We start from the raw sequence: 18,338 nt of genomic DNA on the forward strand, positions 1-18,338 counted from the left end.
CGCGTCAGGGGGCGACCACCTGGCCGCTGCGCAGCGACTGCGCCGCAGCCTCCGCCAGCGCCAGCGCGGCGACGCCGTCGGCGTAGCCCACCGATGCGCTGCAGCTGCCGTCGAGCATGTCGGCGAAGTGATCCATCTCGCGCCGGTAGGCCTCGGCATAGCGGTCGAGGAAGAAATTCTGGAAGCGGTCCGCCGCGGCGCCGGCCTCGGTCCAGGCCTGCACCGTGGTCTCGGTGACATTGTCGGCGCGCAGCATGCCGGCCGAGGCGTAGGCCTCGATGCGCTGGTCGTAGCCGAAGCCGGAGCGGCGGCTGTTGGAGATCACGCACAGGCGGCCCGATGCCGTGCGCAGCAGGGTGCGCGCGGTATCGACGTCGCCGAGCCTGCCGATTTCCGGGTCCACCAGGCAGCTGCCGACGGCAAACACCGCCACCGGCTCTTCGCCCAGCAGCCAGCGCGCCATGTCGAAGTCGTGGATCGCCATGTCCTTGAACAGGCCGCCGGACACCGCGACGTAGGCCGGCGGCGGCGGGCCCGGGTCGTTGGAGGTGATCTGCAGGCTTTCCAGGGTGCCGACCTCGCCGCCGTCCAGCCGCGCCTTGAGCGCCTGGAAGTTGGGATCGAAGCGGCGGTTGAAGGCCAGCAGCAGGCGCGCGCCGGACAGTGCATCGGCCGCGGTGCGGGCGCGGGCCAGGTCCTGGTCGATGGGCTTCTCGCAGAACACCGCCTTGCCGGCGGCCGCGGCGCGCACGCTGTAGTCCAGGTGCGTATCGGTGGAACTGGCGATGACCACGCCGGCCACGTCCGGATCGGCCAGGACCTCGTCGAGCGTGGCGACCCGGCTTTGCCACTCGGCGGCCAGCGCGCGCGCTGCCTCCTCGACCGGGTCGACCACGGCGGCCAGTGCCAGCCGCGGATGGCGCGCGATGTTGCGCGCGTGGATGCGGCCGATGCGGCCGGCGCCGATCAATGCGACCTTGTGCATGTTCGATTCCTTCATGAGTGGACCGGCGCGGCGGCGCGCGCGGATTGTCCGCAGGCTTCGGCCAGCGCGAGGGCGGCGATGCCGTCGTCGTAGCCGATCGCCGGCGCCGCGCGGCCGTGCACGACGTCGGCGAAGTGCTCGATCTGCGCGCGGTAGGCGTCGCGGTAGCGCTCGGGGAAGCCGGGGTGGATCGGCGCGGCGAGGGCGCCTTGCGCGGTCGTCGCCACCAGCGTGCTGGTGTGGACGTTGTCCGCGGCGAGCCGCCCGCCCGAGCAGAACGCCTCGATGCGCTGGTCGTAGCCGCAGCCGCTGCGACGGGTGTTGGAGATCACGCACAGGCGGCCGGACGGCGTGCGCAGCAGCACGCGCGCGGTATCGACGTCGCCCAGCCGGCCGATCTCCGGATCCACCAGGCAGCTGGCCGAGGCGAACACCTCGCACGGCTCCTCGCCCAGCAGCCAGCGGGCCAGGTCCAGGTCGTGGATGGTGAAGTCCTTGAACAGCCCCCCGCTGGTGGGGATGAAGCCGGGCGGCGGCGCGGCCGGGTCGTGGTTGACGATGTGCAGGGCTTCCAGTCGGCCGACTTCGCCCGCGTCCAGCCGGCGCTTGAGCGCGAGGAAGTGCGGATCGAAGCGGCGGTTGAAGCCGAGCAGGAAGCGCGCGTCGCGGAACAGCGGCTGCGCCTGGCGCGCCTTGGCCACGTCCAGGTCGATGGGCTTCTCGCAGAACACCGCCTTGCCGGCGGCCACGGCCGCGCTGGCGTGCGCCAGGTGCAGGTCGGTGGTGCTGCACACCAGCACGCCGCCCACGGACGGGTCGGCCAGCGCCTGTTCCAGCCCCGCGACCCCCGCCTGCCACCGGCCCGCCATCGCCTCGGCCACGCCGGGGCGGGCATCGACGACGTACTTCAGGCGCAGCCCGGGATGCCGGGCCGCGTTCGGGCCGTGGACCTGGCCCATGCGGCCGGCCCCCACCAGTGCGACATCGATACGCTGCATCTGGACCCCACCCGCACCGGAATGCAGATAGAATATTTGTTCTGTTTGGGAATGCAATAGAATTCGACGCCGGCGTACATCGCCGTGGGCGAACATGTGCACCCGTCCCATCCCCCGAACCACGCAACCCGAAGGAGTGGCCGAATGACCGAACGGACCCAGGCACCTGCGGATGCGGACGAACTTCGCGCAGCGATCCTCGACGAGTACGAGACGCTGAGCAAGCGGCTCAAGCAGATCGCGCGCTACGTGCTCGACGAGCCCAGCGCCGTGGCCCTGGAAACCGTTGCGGTGCTGGCCGAGCGCACCGGCGTGCAGCCGTCGGCGATCGTGCGCTTCGCCAAGCACTTCGGCTTCGACGGCGCCAGCCAGATGCAGCGCCTGTTCGTCGACGGCCTGCTGGGCAGCACCACGCAGGGCTACGGCGAGCGTGTGCGCGAGTTCACCCAGACCGTGGACCGTAAGGCCGTGGGCGATCCGGGGCAGGTGCTGGCGGAGTTCGTCGAAGGCAACGTGCTGGCGCTGCAGAACCTGGGGCGGGCGGTGGACCGCGACCATCTCGCGCGCGCGGTGAAGCTCATCTCGCAGGCCGAAACGGTGTACGTCGCCGGGTTCCGGCGTTCGTTCCCGGTGGCCGCCTACCTCGCCTACTCGCTGCACCAGGCCGACAAGAAAACCGTCTTCATCGACAGCGTCGGCGGCATGGCGCTGCAACAGGTCCATGCCATCGGCCCGCGCGACCTGCTGGTGGCGGTCAGCTACCACCCCTACGCCGAGGAGGCCGTGCACCTGATCGACGCGGCCGCCATCCGCGGCTGCAAGGTGCTGTCGATCAGCGACAGCATGGTCAGTCCGGTGGCCAAGCCATCGACCCTGGTGCTGCAGGTGCGCGAGGCGGAGATCCGCAAGTTCCGCTCGCTCTCGGCCTCGATGTGCCTGGCGCAGGCGCTGGTCATTTCCTACGTGTTCGCGGCCGTGCCCCCGGCGCGCGGACGGCGCAGCGGCGGCGCTGGCGGGCGGCGCGCGAAGAAATGAAACGTACGTTGCTTCATATTTCAAAATAGAATATATGTTACAAAAGCGGGGGCGATAGGCGCCCGGCACAGTGGGGCATGGCCTGCATGGCAGCGAAGGAGCGGCAACTCGACCTGGTCACGATCGGCCGGTCCTGCATCGACCTCTACGGCGAGCAGGTCGGCGGCCGCCTCGAGGACATGGGGTCGTTCGCCAAGTACATCGGCGGCAGTCCCACCAACACCGCCGTGGGCGCCGCGCGCCTGGGCTTGCGGTCGGCGCTGCTGACCCGCGTGGGCGCGGACCACTTCGGCCGTTTCATCACCGAGCAACTCGCGCGCGAAGGTGTCTCGACCCGCGGCGTGCTGGAGGATCCCGAGCGGCTGACCGCGCTGGTGTTCCTCGGCATCCGCGACGCGGACACCTTCCCGCTGGTGTTCTATCGCGAGAACTGCGCCGACATGGCGCTGCAGGCCTCGGACGTGGACGAGGGCCTGCTGCGCGACGCGGGCGCGGTGCTGATCAACGGCACCCACCTGTCGCGCGACAACGTCTTCGAGGCCTCGCTGCGCGCCTGCCAGATCGCGCGCGGCAACGGCGCGCGCGTGGTCTTCGACATCGACTACCGCCCGGTGCTGTGGGGCCTGACCCGCAAGGACATGGGCGAGAACCGCTTCGTCGCCCACGACGGCGTCACCGCGCGGCTGCAGCAGGTGCTGCCGCTGTGCGACCTGGTGGTCGGGACCGAGGAGGAGATGCACATCCTCGGCGGTAGCACCGACACGCTCGCCGCGCTGCGCGCGATCCGCGAACGCACGCCAGCGCTGCTGGTGCTCAAGCGCGGCCCGCACGGCTGCGTCGCCTTTGCCGGCGCGATTCCCGACCGCCTCGACGACGGCCTGGTCGGGGAGGGCTTCCGGGTGGACGTGTTCAACGTGCTCGGCGCCGGCGACGCGTTCATGGCCGGCTTCCTGCGCGGCTGGCTGCGCGACGAACCGCTCGAGGCGTGCTGCCGGTACGCCAACGCCTGCGGCGCGATCGTCGTCTCGCGCCACGGCTGCTCGCCGGCGATGCCGACCTGGGAGGAACTGCAGGCGTTCCTGGCATCGGACGCGCGTCCGTTCCGGCTGCGCGACGATGCCGCGCTCGAACAGCTGCACTGGGCCACCACCCGCGTCGGGCGCTGGGACGACCTGATGGTGCTGGCGATGGATCATCGCAGCCAGTTCGAGGCGCTGTGCGCGCAGGTGGGCGCCGATCCGGCGCGCATCCCGGCGTTCAAGGCGCTGGCGCTGCGCGCGGTGGACCGGGTCGCGCATGGGCAACCCGGTTTCGGCCTGCTGCTCGACGGCCGTTACGGTATGCGCGCGCTGCAGGCGGCGGCCGATTATCCGTACTGGATTGGCCGGCCGATCGAGATGCCGGGGTCGCGCCCGCTGGACTTCGAAAGCAGCGCCGACGTGGCCACTGAACTGGCCACCTGGCCGGGCAACCACGTGGTGAAGTGCCTGGCGTTCTATCACCCCGACGATCCGGACGACCTGCGCGCGCGCCAGGAGCGCCAGCTGCTGCGGTTGCAGGACGCCGCCCGCAAGACCGGCCACGAGCTGCTGGTGGAAATCATCGCCTCCAACAGCGGCGCCGTGGACGACGACACCGCGGCGCGCGCGATCCAGCGGCTCTACGACCTGGGCATGCGCCCGGACTGGTGGAAACTCGAACCCAGCGACAGCGCCGCGGCGTGGCGCAACATCGAACGCACCATCGTCGCCAACGACGCGCACTGCCGCGGGGTGGTGCTGCTGGGCCTGTCGGCGCCGCAGGAAGTCCTGGTCGCCTCGTTCCAGGTGGCCGCCGCGCAGCCGCTGGTGAAGGGGTTCGCGGTGGGACGCACCATCTTCGCCGAGGCCGCCGCGCGCTGGCTGGGCGGCGAGATCGACGACGAGACGGCGGTGGACGACCTGGCGGCCCGGTTCGGCGTACTCGTCGAGGCATGGCGCCAGGCCAGGAGTGCGAAGATCGGACATCCTGCCGTCGCGGACTGCGCCTGATGAGCGACATGGCCACGCCACGCACGATCCTGCTGACCGCCGCACAGGCCACGGTGCGCTGGCTGGCCGCGCAGCGGGTCGTCGTGGACGGCGCGCAGGTGCCGTACTTCGCCGGCGCGTGGGCGATCTTCGGCCATGGCAACGTCGCCGGCCTGGGCGAGGCGCTGCACGCGGCGGGTGACGCGCTGCCGACCTGGCGCGCGCACAACGAGCAGGCGATGGCGCACGCCGCGATCGCCTATGCCAAGCAGATGCGGCGCCGGCGCGCGATGGTCTGCACCAGTTCGATCGGGCCGGGCGCGACCAACATGGTCACCGCCGCGGCGCTGGCGCACGTCAACCGGCTGCCGGTGCTGTTCCTGCCCGGCGATGTCTACGCCGGGCGCCGGCCGGATCCGGTGCTGCAGCAGCTCGAGTCCGGCGCCGACGGCACGGCGTCGGTGAACGACTGCTTCCGCCCGGTGTCGCGCTACTTCGACCGCATCACGCGCCCGGAACAGATCCTCGATGCGCTGCCGCGCGCACTGGCGGTGCTGCGCGACCCGGCGCTGTGCGGGCCGGCCACGCTGGCGTTCTGCCAGGACGTGCAGGCCGAGGCGTTCGATTTCCCGGCATCGTTCTTCGAGCCCGTGCTGTGGCCCGAGCGGCGCCAGCCCGCGGACGAGGCGGCGTTGCAGGCGCTGCTCGAAGCGGTCCGCAGGTCGCAGCGCCCGCTGCTGGTCTGCGGCGGCGGCGTGGCCTACAGCGGCGCCGGGGCCGCGCTGTCCGCGCTGGCCACGGCCACGGGCCTGCCGGTCGCCGAAACGCAGGCGGGCAAGGGCACGCTGCCCTGGAACCATCCGCGCAACCTCGGCGCGATCGGCGTGACCGGCTCGACGGCGGCGAACGCCGCCGCGCAGGCGGCCGACCTGGTCGTGGGCATCGGCACGCGGCTGCAGGATTTCACCACCGGCTCGCGCAGCCTGTTCCCGCAGGCGCGGCTGTTCCAGGTCAACGTGCAGCCGCTGGACGCCCACAAGCACGGCGCCACCGCGGTGGTCGGCGACGCGCGGCTGGTGCTGGAAACCCTGCGCGAAGGGCTGGGCGACTGGCGCGTGGAGGAAGGCGTCGCACGGCGCAACGCCGCGGCCATCGCGGCCTGGAACGAACAGGTCGACGCCGCGACCGCGCCCGGCGCGGCGGGCGAGGCGCCCAGCGACGCGCAGGTGCTGGGTGCGGTGCAGGCCGCCGTGGACGACGACGCCATCGTCGTCTGCGCCGCCGGCGGGTTGCCGGGCGAACTGCACAAGCTCTGGCGCACCGCGTCGCCGCGCGGCTACCACGTCGAATACGGCTACTCGTGCATGGGCTACGAGATCGCCGGCGCGCTGGGCGTGAAGATGGCCGAGCCGGGCCGCGAGGTGGTGGTGCTGGTCGGCGACGGCAGCTATCTGATGATGAACTCCGAACTGGCGACCTCGGTCATGCTCGGCCTGAAGCTGGTGGTCGTGGTGCTCGACAACCGCGGCTTCGGCTGCATCGACCGCCTGCAGCGCGCCACTGGCGGCGCGGGCTTCAACAACCTGCTGGCCGACGCGCGCCACGCGCGGCTGGCGCCCGTGGATTTCGCCGCGCACGCACGCAGCCTCGGCGCGCTGGCCGAGCACGTGTCCGGCGTGGCGCAGCTGGGCGAGGCGCTGGCGCGCGCGCGCGCCGCCGACCGCAGCGCCGTGGTGGTGATCGACACCGATCCGCGCCGGACCACCGAGGCCGGTGGCTGGTGGTGGGACGTGGCCGTTCCCGAAGTGTCCGACCGCACCGAGGTCAACATCGCGCGCCAGGCCTACGAGGCCGGCGTGCCCCTCAAACGGAACCAGCCATGAGCATCCGCTTCGGCGTCAGCCCGATCGCGTGGTCCAACGACGACATGCCCGAACTCGGCGGCGACACGCCGCTGGACGACATCCTGCGCGAGATCGCGGCGCTGGGGTTCGAGGGCGTGGAGCTGGGCGGGCGCTTCCCGCGCGAGCCCGCCGAACTGGCGGCGCTGCTCGGCGGTCACGGCCTCGACCTGATCGGCGGCTGGTACAGCGGCGCGCTGCTGGCGCGCGACGCGGATGCGGAAATCCAGGCGCTGCAGCCGCACCTGTCGCTGCTCAAGGCGCTGGGCGCCACCGCGTTCGTGTTCGCCGAAACCAGCAATGCCGTGCACGGCGAACGCGGCACGCCGCTGGCCGATACGCCGCGGCTGCGGGACGACCAGTGGGCGCAGTTCGGCGAACGCATGACCCGCGTGGCCGACCACGTCCAGGCGCAGGGCATCCGCTTCGCCTACCACCACCACCTGGGCACGGTGGTCGAGCGCGCCGCCGACCTCGAGGCGCTGCTGCGCAACACCGGCCCGTCGGTGGGGCTGACGCTGGATACCGGGCACGCGGCGCTGGGCGGGATCGACCCGCTGGCGGTGATCGACGCGCACCCCGGACGCATCGCGCACGTGCACTGCAAGGACGTGCGCCGGGAGGTGTTCGCCGGCATCCACGAGCGCGGCGCGAGCTTCCTCGACGGCGTGCTCGCCGGCATGTTCACGGTGCCCGGCGACGGCGGGCTGGACTACGCCGCGGTCATGCGCGCGCTGGCGCGCATCGGTTACGCGGGCTGGATCGTCATCGAGGCCGAGCAGGATCCGGCGCTGGCCAACCCGCGCCAGTACGCCGCGCTCGGCCTGCAGACGCTGAAACAGGAGGCCGCGAAAGCGGGGCTGCAATGACCTCACCGCTGCTCGTTCGTCCCCACGCACCCGATGATTCGGGCACCGTGCTGGAAGTGACGCCCGAGAGCGCGGGCTGGAAGCACGTCGGCTTCCGCGTCGCGCGCCTGCTCGACGGCCAGGTGCATGCCGGCGAGGACGCCGCGCGCGAGACCTGCCTGGTGCTGGTCGCCGGCAGCGCCGACATCACCGCCGGCGGCCAGTCGTTCGAGGGCATCGGCGGGCGCGCCACGCCGTTCGAGGACAGGGCGCCCGGCGCGGTCTACGTGCCCGCGGGCGTGCCCTACGCGGTGGTCGCGCGCGGCGACGTCGAACTGGCCGTGTGCACCGCCCCCGGCCGCGGCGACGGCCAGGCGCGCCAGATCGACCCGGCGCGGATGAGCCGCGAGGTGCGCGGCAGCGGCACCAACACCCGCCACGTGCGCAACATCCTGCCGCAGACCGAGCCGGCCGACAGCCTGCTGGTGGTCGAGGTGATCACGCCGGGCGGGCACTGGTCCAGCTATCCGCCGCACAAGCACGACACCGCCACCCCGGGCGAGGAAACGGCGCTGGAGGAAACCTACTACCACCGCCTGCAGCCCAGCCAGGGCTTCGCGATCCAGCGCGTGTACACCGACGACCGCTCGCTGGACGAAACCGTTTCGGTCGCCGACGGCGACGTGGTGATGGTGCCGCGCGGCTACCACCCGGTCGGTGCGCCGCACGGCTACGACCTGTACTACCTCAACGTGATGGCCGGGCCCCAGCGGCGCTGGATCTTCCGCAACGACCCGGCGCACGAATGGATCGTGCAACCGGCGCCGGCCCCGGCACCAGACAAAAGGTAAAGCGACATGCGCAACATCGAACATTTCATCGGCGGCCGCAGCGTTGCCGGCACGTCCGGCCGCCACGGCGATGTCTTCGACCCCAACGCCGGCCGCGTGCAGGCGCGCGTCGCGCTGGCCGACGCCGCCGAGCTCGACCGCGCGGTCGCCAGCGCCGTCGACGGGCAGCGGGTGTGGGCGCAGGTCAATCCGCAGCGGCGCGCACGGGTGCTGTTCGAGTTCAAGCGCCTGCTCGAACGCGACATGGACACGCTGGCCCGCCTGCTGTCGAGCGAACACGGCAAGGTGCTCTCCGATGCGCGCGGTGACCTGCAGCGCGGGCTCGAGGTGATCGAGTTTTCCTGCGGCATCCCGCATCTGCTCAAGGGCGAGTACACGCAGGGCGCAGGCCCGGGCATCGACGTGTTTTCGGCGCGCCAGCCGCTGGGCGTGGTGGCGGGCATCACGCCGTTCAATTTCCCGGCGATGATCCCGATGTGGATGTTCGGCCCGGCGATCGCCAGCGGCAACGCCTTCATCCTCAAGCCGTCCGAGCGCGATCCTTCGGTGCCGGTGCGGCTGGCCGAGCTGATGCTCGAGGCTGGGCTGCCCGAGGGCGTGCTCAACGTGGTGCACGGCGACAAGGACGTGGTCGAGGCGATCCTCGCCCATCCGCTGATCAAGGCGGTGAGCTTCGTCGGCTCCTCCGACATCGCACAGCAGGTCTACGCGCGCGGCGCGGCGCACGGCAAGCGCATGCAGTGCATGGGCGGGGCCAAGAACCACGGCATCGTGCTGCCGGACGCCGACATCGACCACGTCATCTCCGACCTGATGGGCGCGGCCTACGGCTCGGCCGGCGAGCGCTGCATGGCCCTGCCGGTGGTGGTGCCGGTGGGCGAGGAGACCGCAGAGCGGCTGCGCGCGCGCCTGGTCGAGGCAATCGGCGAGCTGCGCGTGGGGACGTCCTTCGACGCCGATGCGCACTACGGGCCGGTGGTGACTGCCGCGCACAAGGCGCGGATCGAGGGTTACATCCAGGCCGGCGTCGACGAGGGCGCCGAGCTGGTGGTCGACGGCCGCGGCTTCACGATGCCCGGGCACGAGCAAGGCTTCTTCCTCAAGCCGTGCCTGTTCGACCGCGTCACCCCGGAGATGCGCACCTATCGCGAGGAGATCTTCGGGCCGGTGCTGCAGATCGTGCGTGCCGACAGCTTCGAGCAGGCGCTGGAACTGCCCAGCCGCCACCAGTACGGCAACGGTGTCACCATCTTCACCCGCAACGGCGACGCCGCGCGCGAGTTCGCCGAGCGCGTCGAGGTCGGCATGGTCGGGATCAACGTGCCGATCCCGGTGCCGGTGGCCTACCACGGCTTCGGCGGCTGGAAGCGCTCGGGCTTCGGCGATCTCAACCAGTACGGAATGGACGGCGTGCGCTTCTACACCCGCACCAAGATCGTGACCCAGCGCTGGCCGCGCGGCGGCGCGACGGAGCGGGACTTCAACATGCCGATGATGAAATGAACGCCGGCGCAGGGGAGGGCAGGGGCATGGGCAGCGCGATCGCGCGGTTCTTCGCCACCGGCGCGGACCGCGAACAGATCGCGGACACCGGCGAGATCGACCGTCTGTTCCGCAGGCATCGCGTGCGCGTGATGCTGGCCATCACCCTGGGCTACGGATTGATCTACACGTGCCGGCTGGCGCTGGGCGTGGTCAAGAAGCCGCTGATCGATGCCGGCGTGTTCTCGCCCAACGACCTGGGCCTGATCGGCTCGGCGCTGTTCTATACCTACGCGCTGGGCAAGCTGACCAACGGCTTCCTCGCCGACCACGCCAACATGAAGCGCTTCCTCGCGTTCGCCTTCATGATGACCGCGCTGTGCAACCTGGCGATGGGCTTCGCCACGGCGCTGTGGCTGGCGGTCGTGCTGTGGGGATTGAACGGCTGGTTCCAGAGCTTCGGCGCGCCGGGCGGGGTGGTCGCGATGACCGGCTGGTTCTCCAACCGCGAGCGCGGCCGCATCTACGGCGTGTGGAGCACCGCGCACTCGATCGGCGAGGGCCTGACGTTCCTGGGCGTGGGCCTGGTGGTGAGCGTGCTGGGCTGGCGCTGGGGATTCTGGGCGCCGGGGCTGGTCGGCATCGTCACCGCACTGGGCTGCTACCTGCTGATCCAGGACCGGCCGCGCACGCTCGGCCTGCCCGAGGTGGCCGACTGGAAGGACGACCATTACGACGCCGCGCCCAAGGCCGGCATGAAGTCCGTGCTCGCGCTGCAACTGTCGATCCTGAAGATCCCGGCGATCTGGGTCCTGTGCCTGGCCAGCGCCACGACCTACGTCACCCGCTATGCGATCAACTCCTGGGGCATCCTCTACCTGCAGGAAGCGCGCGGCTTCTCGCTGCCGGCCGCCGGCACGCTGCTCATGACCAGCACGCTGGCGGGCATCGCCGGGGCGATCGCGTTCGGGTTCGTTTCCGACAAGTTCTTCAACGCGCGGCGCCCGCCGGCCAACCTGCTGTTCGGCCTGATCGAGCTGGCCGGCCTGGGCCTGTTTTTCTTCGGCCCGCAGACGATGCCCGTGCTGCTGCTGTCGATGGTGCTGTTCGGCATGGGCCTGACCGGCCTGGTCACCTCGCTGGGCGGGCTGTTCGCGGTCGACATCGCGCCCAAGCGCGTGGCTGGCGCGGCGATGGGCGTGATCGGCATCTTCAGCTACATCGGTGCGGCGATCCAGGAGCAGGTGTCGGGCGCGCTCATCCAGGGCGGGATGCGCATGGTCGACGGCGTGCGGGTGTACGACTTCGGCCCGGCGATCTGGTTCTGGATCGGATCGTCGGTGCTGTCGCTGCTGCTGGCCAGCAGTCTGTGGCGCACGCGCCTGCGCGATTGATTTCGATGGACAGGAGCCGGACGTGTTGAATGCTTCCCCAGACCTGGTGGTGATGATGCAGGCCGCGCGCGCGGCCGGCGACGGGCTGAAGGCGCATTTCGCCCGCCTGCCGGAGATCACCGTGCGCAGCAAGAGCGGACCGGCCGACCTGGTGTCGATCGCCGACGAGGAGGCCGAGCGCACCATCCGCGGGCTGCTGTCCGCGGCGCGGCCGGACTATGGCTTCCTCGGCGAGGAAAGCGGTGCGTTCGCAGGCAGCGACGACGGCCACACCTGGATCGTCGACCCGCTCGACGGCACCACCAACTTCCTGTTCGGCTGCCCGTTGTGGGGCGTCAACGTCGCGCTGGCCCGCAACGGCCGCATCGTGGCCGGCGTCACCCACCTGCCGATCCTCGACGAGTTCTACGTCGCCGAGCTCGGCGGCGGCGCCTGGTGCAACGGCCGGCGCATCCACGTCTCCACGCGCGGACGGCTGATCGAGGCGGTGCTCGCCTGCGGCATTCCGTTCGCCGGCAAGCCCGACCATCCGCTGTTCGCGCGCGAGATGGCCCTGCTCAGCGAAGCCACCGCCGGCATCCGCCGCACCGGCGCCTGTTCGGTGGACATGGCCTGGGTGGCCGCCGGGCGCTGGGATGCCTACTGGGAGCGCGCGCTGATGGCGTGGGACATGGCGCCGGGCGTGATCCTGGTGCAGGAGGCCGGCGGCGACGCCAGCGCCGTCGACGGCGGGCCGCTGGATCTGCACGGCGGCACCGTGTGCGTGTCGAATGGCGCGATCCGGGAGCCGCTGATGGACGTGCTCAACCGTGTGCTTGCAGAGGGAGGGGTTTGACCATGCGCAGGCGCGTCTTCCTCAGGACCGGCGGGTTGATGGCGCTGCTGGCCGCGATGCCGCGCGCGTTCGCGCGCGCGGTGGGTTATCCGCGCGCGCTGCAGGGGCCGATGATCGGCGCGCCCGGGCCCAACCACTTCACGGTCTGGACGCGCGCCAGCGGCCTGTTCGACGTGACCCTGGAATATTCCACCGACCGCGACTTCGCCACCGTGATCGAAGGGCCGACGGCAACGGCGACCGCGGACGATGAAGGCTGCGTGGTGCTGCGCGCCGAAGGCCTGCAGCCGGATACCGACTACTGGTACCGGCTGCGCTACGCCGGCGAGCACGACCGCCACCAGCCGCTGCCGCACCGCACCCGCACCGCGCCCGCGGGGCCGGCGGACTTCCGGGTCGCGTTCGGCTCCTGCTGCCGGATCCAGTTCGACCAGGAGCAGCGGATCTGGAACGCGGTGCGCGCGCTGGAGCCGGACATGTTCCTGTGGCTGGGCGACAACATCTACGCCGACAGCGACCAGGCGAACGCGCTGGTCGACCTGTACGCGCGCGGCCGCAGCGTCGAGCGGCTCGAGCCGCTGCTGCGCTCGGTGCCGCAGCTGGCCACCTGGGACGACCACGATTTCGGCTACAACGATTCGGACGGACGCAGCACGTCCAAGGCGCAGTCGCTGCGCGTGTTCCGCAGCTTCTGGGCCAATCCGGCGTATGGCGAGCGCGACAATCCCGGCGTCTATTTCCGCCAGCACTACGGCGGGGTCGATTTCTTCGTCCTCGACGGCCGCTACCACCGCGATCCCACCGACCAGGTCGACGATGCCGGCAAGACCATGCTCGGCGCCGCGCAGAAGGCCTGGCTCAAGCGCGAACTCAAGACCAGCACCGCGCCGTTCAAGGTGCTGGCGATCGGCGGCGGCTGGTCGTGCGCGGAGAACGAGGAAGGCGGCGATTCCTGGGCCGTGTACCTGACCGAGCGCACCGAGATCTTCGACTTCATCCGCGACGAGGGCATCGGCGGGGTGGTCTGCATCTCGGGCGACTCGCACATGGGCGAGCTCAACTGCATCCCGCGCTCGCAGCAGGGCGGCTACGACATCTACGACTTCTGCTCTTCGCCGCTGGCGCAGATGCCCGCTGCCAAGAACACCCGCCAGGCGCCCGAGGTGCGCGTGCGCGACACGTGGACGCGTTCGGTGAACGTCGGGCTGATGCGCTTCGACATGACCGGCGACACGCCGCGGCTGACCTACACCCTGCACGACGTGATGGGCGAGCCGGTGTGGGAACCGCTGGTGCTCACCCCCGACGACCTGCGCAACGGCGCGCGCACCTGGGACAGCAAGTCCGACCCGCTGGAGCTCGAGCGCCTGGAGCGCTTCCGCCAGGGCGGCGGCTATTACGGGTTCGACCCGCCGCAGGGCTGGCCTAGCCGCCCACACTACGACGGATCGTCAGACTGACCACGCCCGGCGTGCGCCGCCTGCGGGTCTCGACTTCCCCGACCGCGCCGTCGGCGCGGGTGCCGTCGTACTTCTCGCGACGCTCGGAGAAGCTGCGTCCGAACAGGTCGGTGGCTTCCGCGCGCAGCCGCCAGTGTTCGCCGATGCGGTGCTCGGCGAACAGCGTCCAGCCGACGGCCTCGGATTCGCGGGTGATGCGATCGTAGCGGTACTTGGTCTGGCGTTCGCCGATATGCTCCACCAGCACGCCCCAGTTCGCGCGCAGCGCGGGCAGCTCCTGGGAGAATTCGATCTCGCCCTCGACCGGTTCTTCGTCGGAGATGCCGCGGCCACGGCCGGTGACCGGATCGGTCACGCGGCTGGCGCGCCACAGCAGGGTGGAACGGATGCGGCCGCCGGCGATGCCCCAGGCGTCGAGCGGCGCGGCCAGGTCCAGCGACAGCGTGTCGCGGCGACCGCGGCCGATGTTGCCCGGCGCGTCGAACACGTCGTCGTCGGTGACCACCAGCACCCGGTCCACCGCGTCCTCGATCCGGTCGTGCGTCCAGCCCAGGGTCAGCGCCGCATCCTCGCCAAAGCGGTGCTCCCAGGACAGCGTGGCGCGCCAGGTCTTGTCCGGCTCCAGTTCGGCGTTGCCGGCGCTGACCACGCCGCCGTCGAGCGAGGCCGAGGCGACGAAGTCGTTGAAGTCCAGCTGCCCGACCTCGCGCGAGAGCGAGAGGCGCCACTGGTCCGATTCACCCGCGTCCCAGCGCAGCGCGAGCCGCGGCTTGGCATAGGTGAAGCCGCGCTGCAGCGGGCTGTCGCCGGACTGCGCGATCTCCGAGCGTTCGACCCGGAGGCCCGGTTCGATCGTCCAGTCCTGCGCGGGGTTCCAGGTGGCGCCGAGCGTGGCTTCGCCGCGCCACTCGCGGATCCGCACGTCCGAGCCGGGCAGCGGGATGTCGACGCCGCCTTCCTGCACCCGGCTGTCGCCGTCGAGGGCGTTGTAGGCGCCTTCCAGCGCCGCATTGAACGACAGCACGTCCGAGCGCGCATGGGTCAGCGCGATCCGCGCGATCGTCTCGCCACTGCCGGTATCGCCCTCGAAGCGCTCGTCGTCGTCGCCGGCCTGCGAGTGCTCGCGTTCCTCGAGCCAGCCGCGCTGCACGCTGGCCATGGCCTCGAGCGTGGTGCGGCCCTGGAACTGGCGCACGAAGCGCATGCCGACCTCGGCCTCGCGGTAGCGCTCGCGCTCACCGATGCGTTCGGCATCGTCGACGGCCGATGCGCCGATGCGCGTGGTGGTGCGCGCATCCTCGCCGCGCAGCGCGCCGGTCAGCGACAGGCGACCGGATGCGAGCGGCTGGCGCCAGCTCACCGTGGCTTCCTGCTCGCCCTCGATGGTGCGCGTGTCCAGCGACCGGCGCCACGTGTCCGCGCCGTCCCGGGTGCGGATGCTGCCGCGGCCGGTGTCGTCGTCGATCTCGCGGACCGACTTGAGCGAAGCGTCCAGCGCGGTCTCGCCGCGGCGGCGGCCGTACTCGAACTTGGCCCGCGGTTCCGGCGCGCCGTCGGTGGCGGCGGAGAGCCCGGTTTCGACCGCCCACTCGGTGCTCGCGTCGTCGCGGCGGACCACGTTGGCCAGCACCGCGTAGCCGCCCATGTCGATGCCGGGCATACCGGCATGGATGAGTTCGATGCGCGCCACCGCGCGCGCCGGGATGCGCTTGAGCAGCGCGGCGGTGTCCTCGCGCTTGCTGGTCGGGCGCGCGCCGTCGAACAGCACGTTGCCGGCGGCGCCGGCGTAGCCGCGCACGTCGGCGTCGGACTCGACGATGGTGAAGCCGGGCAGCCGCAGCACCATGTCGTAGGCGTTGGCCGGCGCGACGTCGTCGAAGTAGGCGGCGGCGTAGACCGTGCGCGAACGCGAGTCGCCTGCCGATTGCGCGGCGACGGCGGGGAGGCAGGCGCCGGCGGCGAGCAGGCAGGCGTACAGCAGTGCGTGGTGGTGTTCCCGCCGCATGGTCATGTCTGGTTCCCCGGAAGTCGCTGCAAGGCTAGACTCGACGCGCTGACAGCACGGCCACGGTCGCTGTCAGGTTGCTGTCAGGAGGGGTCTCGCATGCTGCCCGCCATGGACATCCAGACCGGTTCTTCGCGCATCCGCCCGCTCCTGCTGCCGTTGCTCATCGGCATCGTGGCGATCCTTCCCGTGTCCGCCGTGCTGGCGGGCAAGAAAAGCGACCACATCGAGGCCCGCGAGCTGCTCCGCCGCGGCGAGATCGTGCCGCTGGCGCAGATCCTCGAGGTCGTGGCCCATCGCGTGCCGGGCGACGTCATCGAGGTCGAACTGGAGCGCGACGACGGCGTCTGGGAGTACAAGGTCAAGGTGCTCACCGCCACCGGCCGGGTCCGCAAGCTCACCCTCGATGCGCGCAACGGCGCGGTGCTCAAGATCAAGGATGATTGATGCGTTGCCTGGTCGTCGAGGACGAGCCTGACATCCGCGCCGACCTGGCGCGCGCGCTCGAGGCGGCCGGATTCTTCGTGGAGACCGCCGCCGACGGCGACGCGGCGTGGTACCAGGGCGACGTCGAGGACTACGATGCGGTGATCCTCGACCTCGGCCTGCCGCAGCTCGACGGCCTGACCGTGCTGCGGCGCTGGCGTTCGGCCGGGCGTACGTTCCCGGTGATCGTGGTGTCCGCGCGCGGCGACTGGACCGAAAAGGTCGAGGGCATCGAGGCCGGGGCGGACGACTACCTGTCCAAGCCGTTCCAGATGGGCGAGCTGGTCGCGCGCGTGCGCGGACTGGTGCGGCGCGGCGCCGGCAAGCTTTCGCCGGTGATCGAGATCGGCCGGCTGCGCCTGGACACGGTGCGCATGAGCGCCTCGTTCGACGGCGCGCCGGCGCGGATCTCGCCGCTGGAATTCCGCCTGCTCGACTACCTGGCCCACCAGCCCGGCCGTGCGGTGCCGGCCGGCGAACTGGCCGAACACCTGTACGGCGCCACAGAAAGCGGCGACGCCAACGCGATCGAGGCGGTCGTGGCGCGCCTGCGGCGCAAGTTCGGCAGCGCGGTCATCACTACCCGGCGCGGCTTCGGCTACCTGCTGGAACAGGACCGATGATCGCCCGCTCGCTGCGCTGGCGCCTGCTGCTGGCCGCGGCGGCGGCGATCCTGATGGCGCTGGCGATCGCGTGGGTATTCATGACGCTGCTGTTCGGACGGCACCTGGAGCGCCAGCTCGAAGCCGAGATGACGCGCGGCGCGCTGGTGCTGGTCGCCGGCCTGGAGCTGTCGCCCGCGGGCGGGCCGGTGCTTGTCGCGCAGCCGGTGGATCCGCGTCTGGACAAGCCCGCCGGCGGCGCCTACTGGCAGGTGTCCGCGGACGGCGGCACGTTGCGTTCGCGCTCGCTGTGGGATGCGGTGCTGCCGGTGCCCGCCGACGTCCCCGCGGATGCCTGGCGGATGCGTCGCGCCCCCGGGCCGTTCGGACATCCGGTGGCGGTGCTCGAGCGCCGCCTGGTCATCGAGTCCGACCACGCCCCGGTGGTGGTGCAGCTGGCGCAGGACACCGCGCCGCTGACCACGGCGCGTGCCGGTTTCGCGCGCGAGCTGGCGGTGTTCCTGGCGGTGCTGTGGGCGGTGCTGTCCGCGGCTGCGTGGCTGCAGGTCACGCTGGGGCTGCTGCCGCTGGGGCGGATCCGCGGCGACCTGGTGAAGCTGGAGAACGACGCCGATGCGCGCCTGCCGCCGGCGCGCCTGCGCGAGATCCAGCCGCTGGTGCAGGCGATCAATTCGCTGGCCGACGCGCGCGCCGGCGAACTCGAGCTTGCGCGCCGGCGCGCCGCCGACCTGGCGCACGGGCTGAAGACGCCATTGGCCGCGCTGGCCGCGCAGAGCCGGCGCGCGCGCGAGGCCGGTGCGGACGCCGCCGCCGACGGCATGGATCGGGCCATCGCCGCGATCGGTCGCGTGGTCGACGCCGAACTGGCGCGGATGCGGCTGGCGCGGGTGGGGCGCGTGCCCGGCGCCAGCGCAGGCGTGCGTGCGGTGGTCGAGCGGCTGGTCAACGTGCTGGAACACACCGAACAGGGCGGCCAGCTCGCCTTCGCCATCGACATCCCGGCCGGATTGCAGCTGGCGATGCAGGAGGAGCACCTGTCGGAGGTGGTCGGCGCGGTGCTCGAGAACGCGGTGAAGTACGCCCGCCGCCAGGTGCGGATCACCGCCGCGGCGGGACCGGAATGGACCAGCCTGTGCATCGAGGATGACGGCGCCGGCATCCCCCCGGCGCTGCTGGAGCAGGCCCTGGTGCGCGGGCGCCGGCTGGACGAGGCGGGCGGCAGCGGCCTGGGCCTGTCGATCGCGCGCGAACTGGTCGAGGCCAGCCACGGCCGCATCGCCCTGGACGCCTCGCCGCTGGGTGGCCTGCGGGTGCGTTTCGCCTGGGGGGCCGGCACCGGGAACTGAACGCGCCGGCGGTTGCCTTCACGGCATCTCCACTCCGGAAACGGCAGCCTTCACAAACCTGAAGACTGTACTTCCCCACG

The 18,338-nt window shown here is 71.5% G+C and carries 15 protein-coding genes; 12 read left to right on the forward strand and 3 right to left on the reverse strand.

Annotation, left to right across the window (positions count from 1 at the left end; translation table 11 throughout):
• Positions 1 to 4 precede the first annotated feature (4 nt).
• Both iolG and ACTJIL_RS00710 read right to left on the reverse strand, forming a co-directional pair.
• Positions 5 to 985 carry an inositol 2-dehydrogenase gene (gene iolG / locus ACTJIL_RS00705; protein ID WP_027080736.1) on the reverse strand — a complete coding sequence of 327 codons (981 nt, stop codon included), beginning with the start codon at positions 983 to 985 and terminating at the stop codon, positions 5 to 7.
• 11 nt (positions 986 to 996) lie between these two features.
• A complete protein-coding gene (locus ACTJIL_RS00710) occupies positions 997 to 1,983 on the reverse strand; it encodes a Gfo/Idh/MocA family protein (RefSeq protein WP_027080735.1) in 987 nt (328 codons plus the stop codon).
• A gap of 144 nt (positions 1,984 to 2,127) precedes the next feature.
• On the opposite strand from ACTJIL_RS00710, the gene ACTJIL_RS00715 reads away from it, so the two are divergent.
• From ACTJIL_RS00715 to ACTJIL_RS00755, 9 genes are all read left to right on the forward strand, one after another.
• Complete coding sequence (locus ACTJIL_RS00715) at positions 2,128 to 3,018, forward strand: MurR/RpiR family transcriptional regulator (RefSeq protein ID WP_440753705.1); 891 nt, start codon at positions 2,128 to 2,130, stop codon at positions 3,016 to 3,018.
• 86 nt (positions 3,019 to 3,104) lie between these two features.
• Complete coding sequence (locus ACTJIL_RS00720) at positions 3,105 to 5,048, forward strand: bifunctional 5-dehydro-2-deoxygluconokinase/5-dehydro-2-deoxyphosphogluconate aldolase (RefSeq protein ID WP_417474941.1); 1,944 nt, start codon at positions 3,105 to 3,107, stop codon at positions 5,046 to 5,048.
• Entirely contained in the window at positions 5,048 to 6,910 is a 1,863-nt protein-coding gene (iolD, locus tag ACTJIL_RS00725) for a 3D-(3,5/4)-trihydroxycyclohexane-1,2-dione acylhydrolase (decyclizing) (protein ID WP_440753706.1), read from the forward strand. The genes ACTJIL_RS00720 and iolD overlap by 1 nt, the downstream gene beginning before the upstream one ends.
• Positions 6,907 to 7,797: a myo-inosose-2 dehydratase gene (gene iolE, locus ACTJIL_RS00730; protein ID WP_027080731.1), complete on the forward strand. Its 891-nt coding sequence runs from the start codon at positions 6,907 to 6,909 to the stop codon at positions 7,795 to 7,797. The genes iolD and iolE overlap by 4 nt, the downstream gene beginning before the upstream one ends.
• Complete coding sequence (iolB, locus tag ACTJIL_RS00735) at positions 7,794 to 8,627, forward strand: 5-deoxy-glucuronate isomerase (RefSeq protein ID WP_440753707.1); 834 nt, start codon at positions 7,794 to 7,796, stop codon at positions 8,625 to 8,627. Before iolE ends, iolB begins: the two co-directional genes overlap by 4 nt.
• A 6-nt stretch (positions 8,628 to 8,633) precedes the next feature.
• A complete protein-coding gene (locus tag ACTJIL_RS00740) occupies positions 8,634 to 10,130 on the forward strand; it encodes a CoA-acylating methylmalonate-semialdehyde dehydrogenase (protein ID WP_440753708.1) in 1,497 nt (498 codons plus the stop codon).
• Between the two features lie 26 nt (positions 10,131 to 10,156).
• Entirely contained in the window at positions 10,157 to 11,503 is a 1,347-nt protein-coding gene (locus tag ACTJIL_RS00745; protein ID WP_417474932.1) for an MFS transporter, read from the forward strand.
• Positions 11,504 to 11,528: 25 nt separating this feature from the next.
• Complete coding sequence (locus tag ACTJIL_RS00750) at positions 11,529 to 12,338, forward strand: inositol monophosphatase family protein (RefSeq protein WP_156899951.1); 810 nt, start codon at positions 11,529 to 11,531, stop codon at positions 12,336 to 12,338.
• A 2-nt stretch (positions 12,339 to 12,340) separates the two neighbouring features.
• A complete protein-coding gene (locus ACTJIL_RS00755) occupies positions 12,341 to 13,798 on the forward strand; it encodes an alkaline phosphatase D family protein (protein WP_417474930.1) in 1,458 nt (485 codons plus the stop codon).
• Here ACTJIL_RS00755 and ACTJIL_RS00760 read toward each other — a convergent pair.
• Positions 13,764 to 15,809, reverse strand: a complete 2,046-nt coding sequence (locus ACTJIL_RS00760) for a TonB-dependent receptor plug domain-containing protein (RefSeq protein WP_440753709.1) — start codon at positions 15,807 to 15,809, stop codon at positions 13,764 to 13,766. The genes ACTJIL_RS00755 and ACTJIL_RS00760 overlap by 35 nt on opposite strands.
• Positions 15,810 to 15,902: 93 nt before the next feature.
• Here ACTJIL_RS00760 and ACTJIL_RS00765 point away from each other — a divergent pair, with 93 nt between their 5' ends.
• Genes ACTJIL_RS00765 through ACTJIL_RS00775 form a run of 3 tightly spaced genes read left to right on the forward strand, consistent with a single transcriptional unit; the run spans position 15,903 to position 18,258 of the window.
• Complete coding sequence (locus ACTJIL_RS00765) at positions 15,903 to 16,250, forward strand: PepSY domain-containing protein (RefSeq protein ID WP_440753710.1); 348 nt, start codon at positions 15,903 to 15,905, stop codon at positions 16,248 to 16,250.
• The gene (locus ACTJIL_RS00770) at positions 16,250 to 16,912 is read left to right on the forward strand and encodes a response regulator transcription factor (RefSeq protein ID WP_440753711.1); all 663 of its coding nucleotides are present in this window, start codon (positions 16,250 to 16,252) and stop codon (positions 16,910 to 16,912) included. The genes ACTJIL_RS00765 and ACTJIL_RS00770 overlap by 1 nt, the downstream gene beginning before the upstream one ends.
• The gene (locus ACTJIL_RS00775; RefSeq protein ID WP_440753712.1) at positions 16,909 to 18,258 is read left to right on the forward strand and encodes a sensor histidine kinase; all 1,350 of its coding nucleotides are present in this window, start codon (positions 16,909 to 16,911) and stop codon (positions 18,256 to 18,258) included. The genes ACTJIL_RS00770 and ACTJIL_RS00775 overlap by 4 nt, the downstream gene beginning before the upstream one ends.
• Positions 18,259 to 18,338 lie beyond the last annotated feature (80 nt).

The sequence above is a fragment of the Luteimonas sp. 22616 genome (assembly GCF_052044325.1).
Classification (GTDB): domain Bacteria; phylum Pseudomonadota; class Gammaproteobacteria; order Xanthomonadales; family Xanthomonadaceae; genus Luteimonas.

Coding starts and splice junctions, on each gene's coding strand:
- iolE (WP_027080731.1), top strand. CDS start 6,907: ATGAGCATCCGCTTCGGCGTCAGCCCGATCGCGTGGTCCAACGACGAC.
- ACTJIL_RS00755 (WP_417474930.1), top strand. CDS start 12,341: ATGCGCAGGCGCGTCTTCCTCAGGACCGGCGGGTTGATGGCGCTGCTG.
- ACTJIL_RS00745 (WP_417474932.1), top strand. CDS start 10,157: ATGGGCAGCGCGATCGCGCGGTTCTTCGCCACCGGCGCGGACCGCGAA.
- ACTJIL_RS00770 (WP_440753711.1), top strand. CDS start 16,250: ATGCGTTGCCTGGTCGTCGAGGACGAGCCTGACATCCGCGCCGACCTG.
- iolD (WP_440753706.1), top strand. CDS start 5,048: ATGAGCGACATGGCCACGCCACGCACGATCCTGCTGACCGCCGCACAG.
- iolG (WP_027080736.1), bottom strand. CDS start 985: ATGCACAAGGTCGCATTGATCGGCGCCGGCCGCATCGGCCGCATCCAC.
- iolB (WP_440753707.1), top strand. CDS start 7,794: ATGACCTCACCGCTGCTCGTTCGTCCCCACGCACCCGATGATTCGGGC.
- ACTJIL_RS00740 (WP_440753708.1), top strand. CDS start 8,634: ATGCGCAACATCGAACATTTCATCGGCGGCCGCAGCGTTGCCGGCACG.
- ACTJIL_RS00715 (WP_440753705.1), top strand. CDS start 2,128: ATGACCGAACGGACCCAGGCACCTGCGGATGCGGACGAACTTCGCGCA.
- ACTJIL_RS00760 (WP_440753709.1), bottom strand. CDS start 15,809: ATGACCATGCGGCGGGAACACCACCACGCACTGCTGTACGCCTGCCTG.
- ACTJIL_RS00765 (WP_440753710.1), top strand. CDS start 15,903: ATGCTGCCCGCCATGGACATCCAGACCGGTTCTTCGCGCATCCGCCCG.
- ACTJIL_RS00710 (WP_027080735.1), bottom strand. CDS start 1,983: ATGCAGCGTATCGATGTCGCACTGGTGGGGGCCGGCCGCATGGGCCAG.
- ACTJIL_RS00775 (WP_440753712.1), top strand. CDS start 16,909: ATGATCGCCCGCTCGCTGCGCTGGCGCCTGCTGCTGGCCGCGGCGGCG.
- ACTJIL_RS00720 (WP_417474941.1), top strand. CDS start 3,105: ATGGCAGCGAAGGAGCGGCAACTCGACCTGGTCACGATCGGCCGGTCC.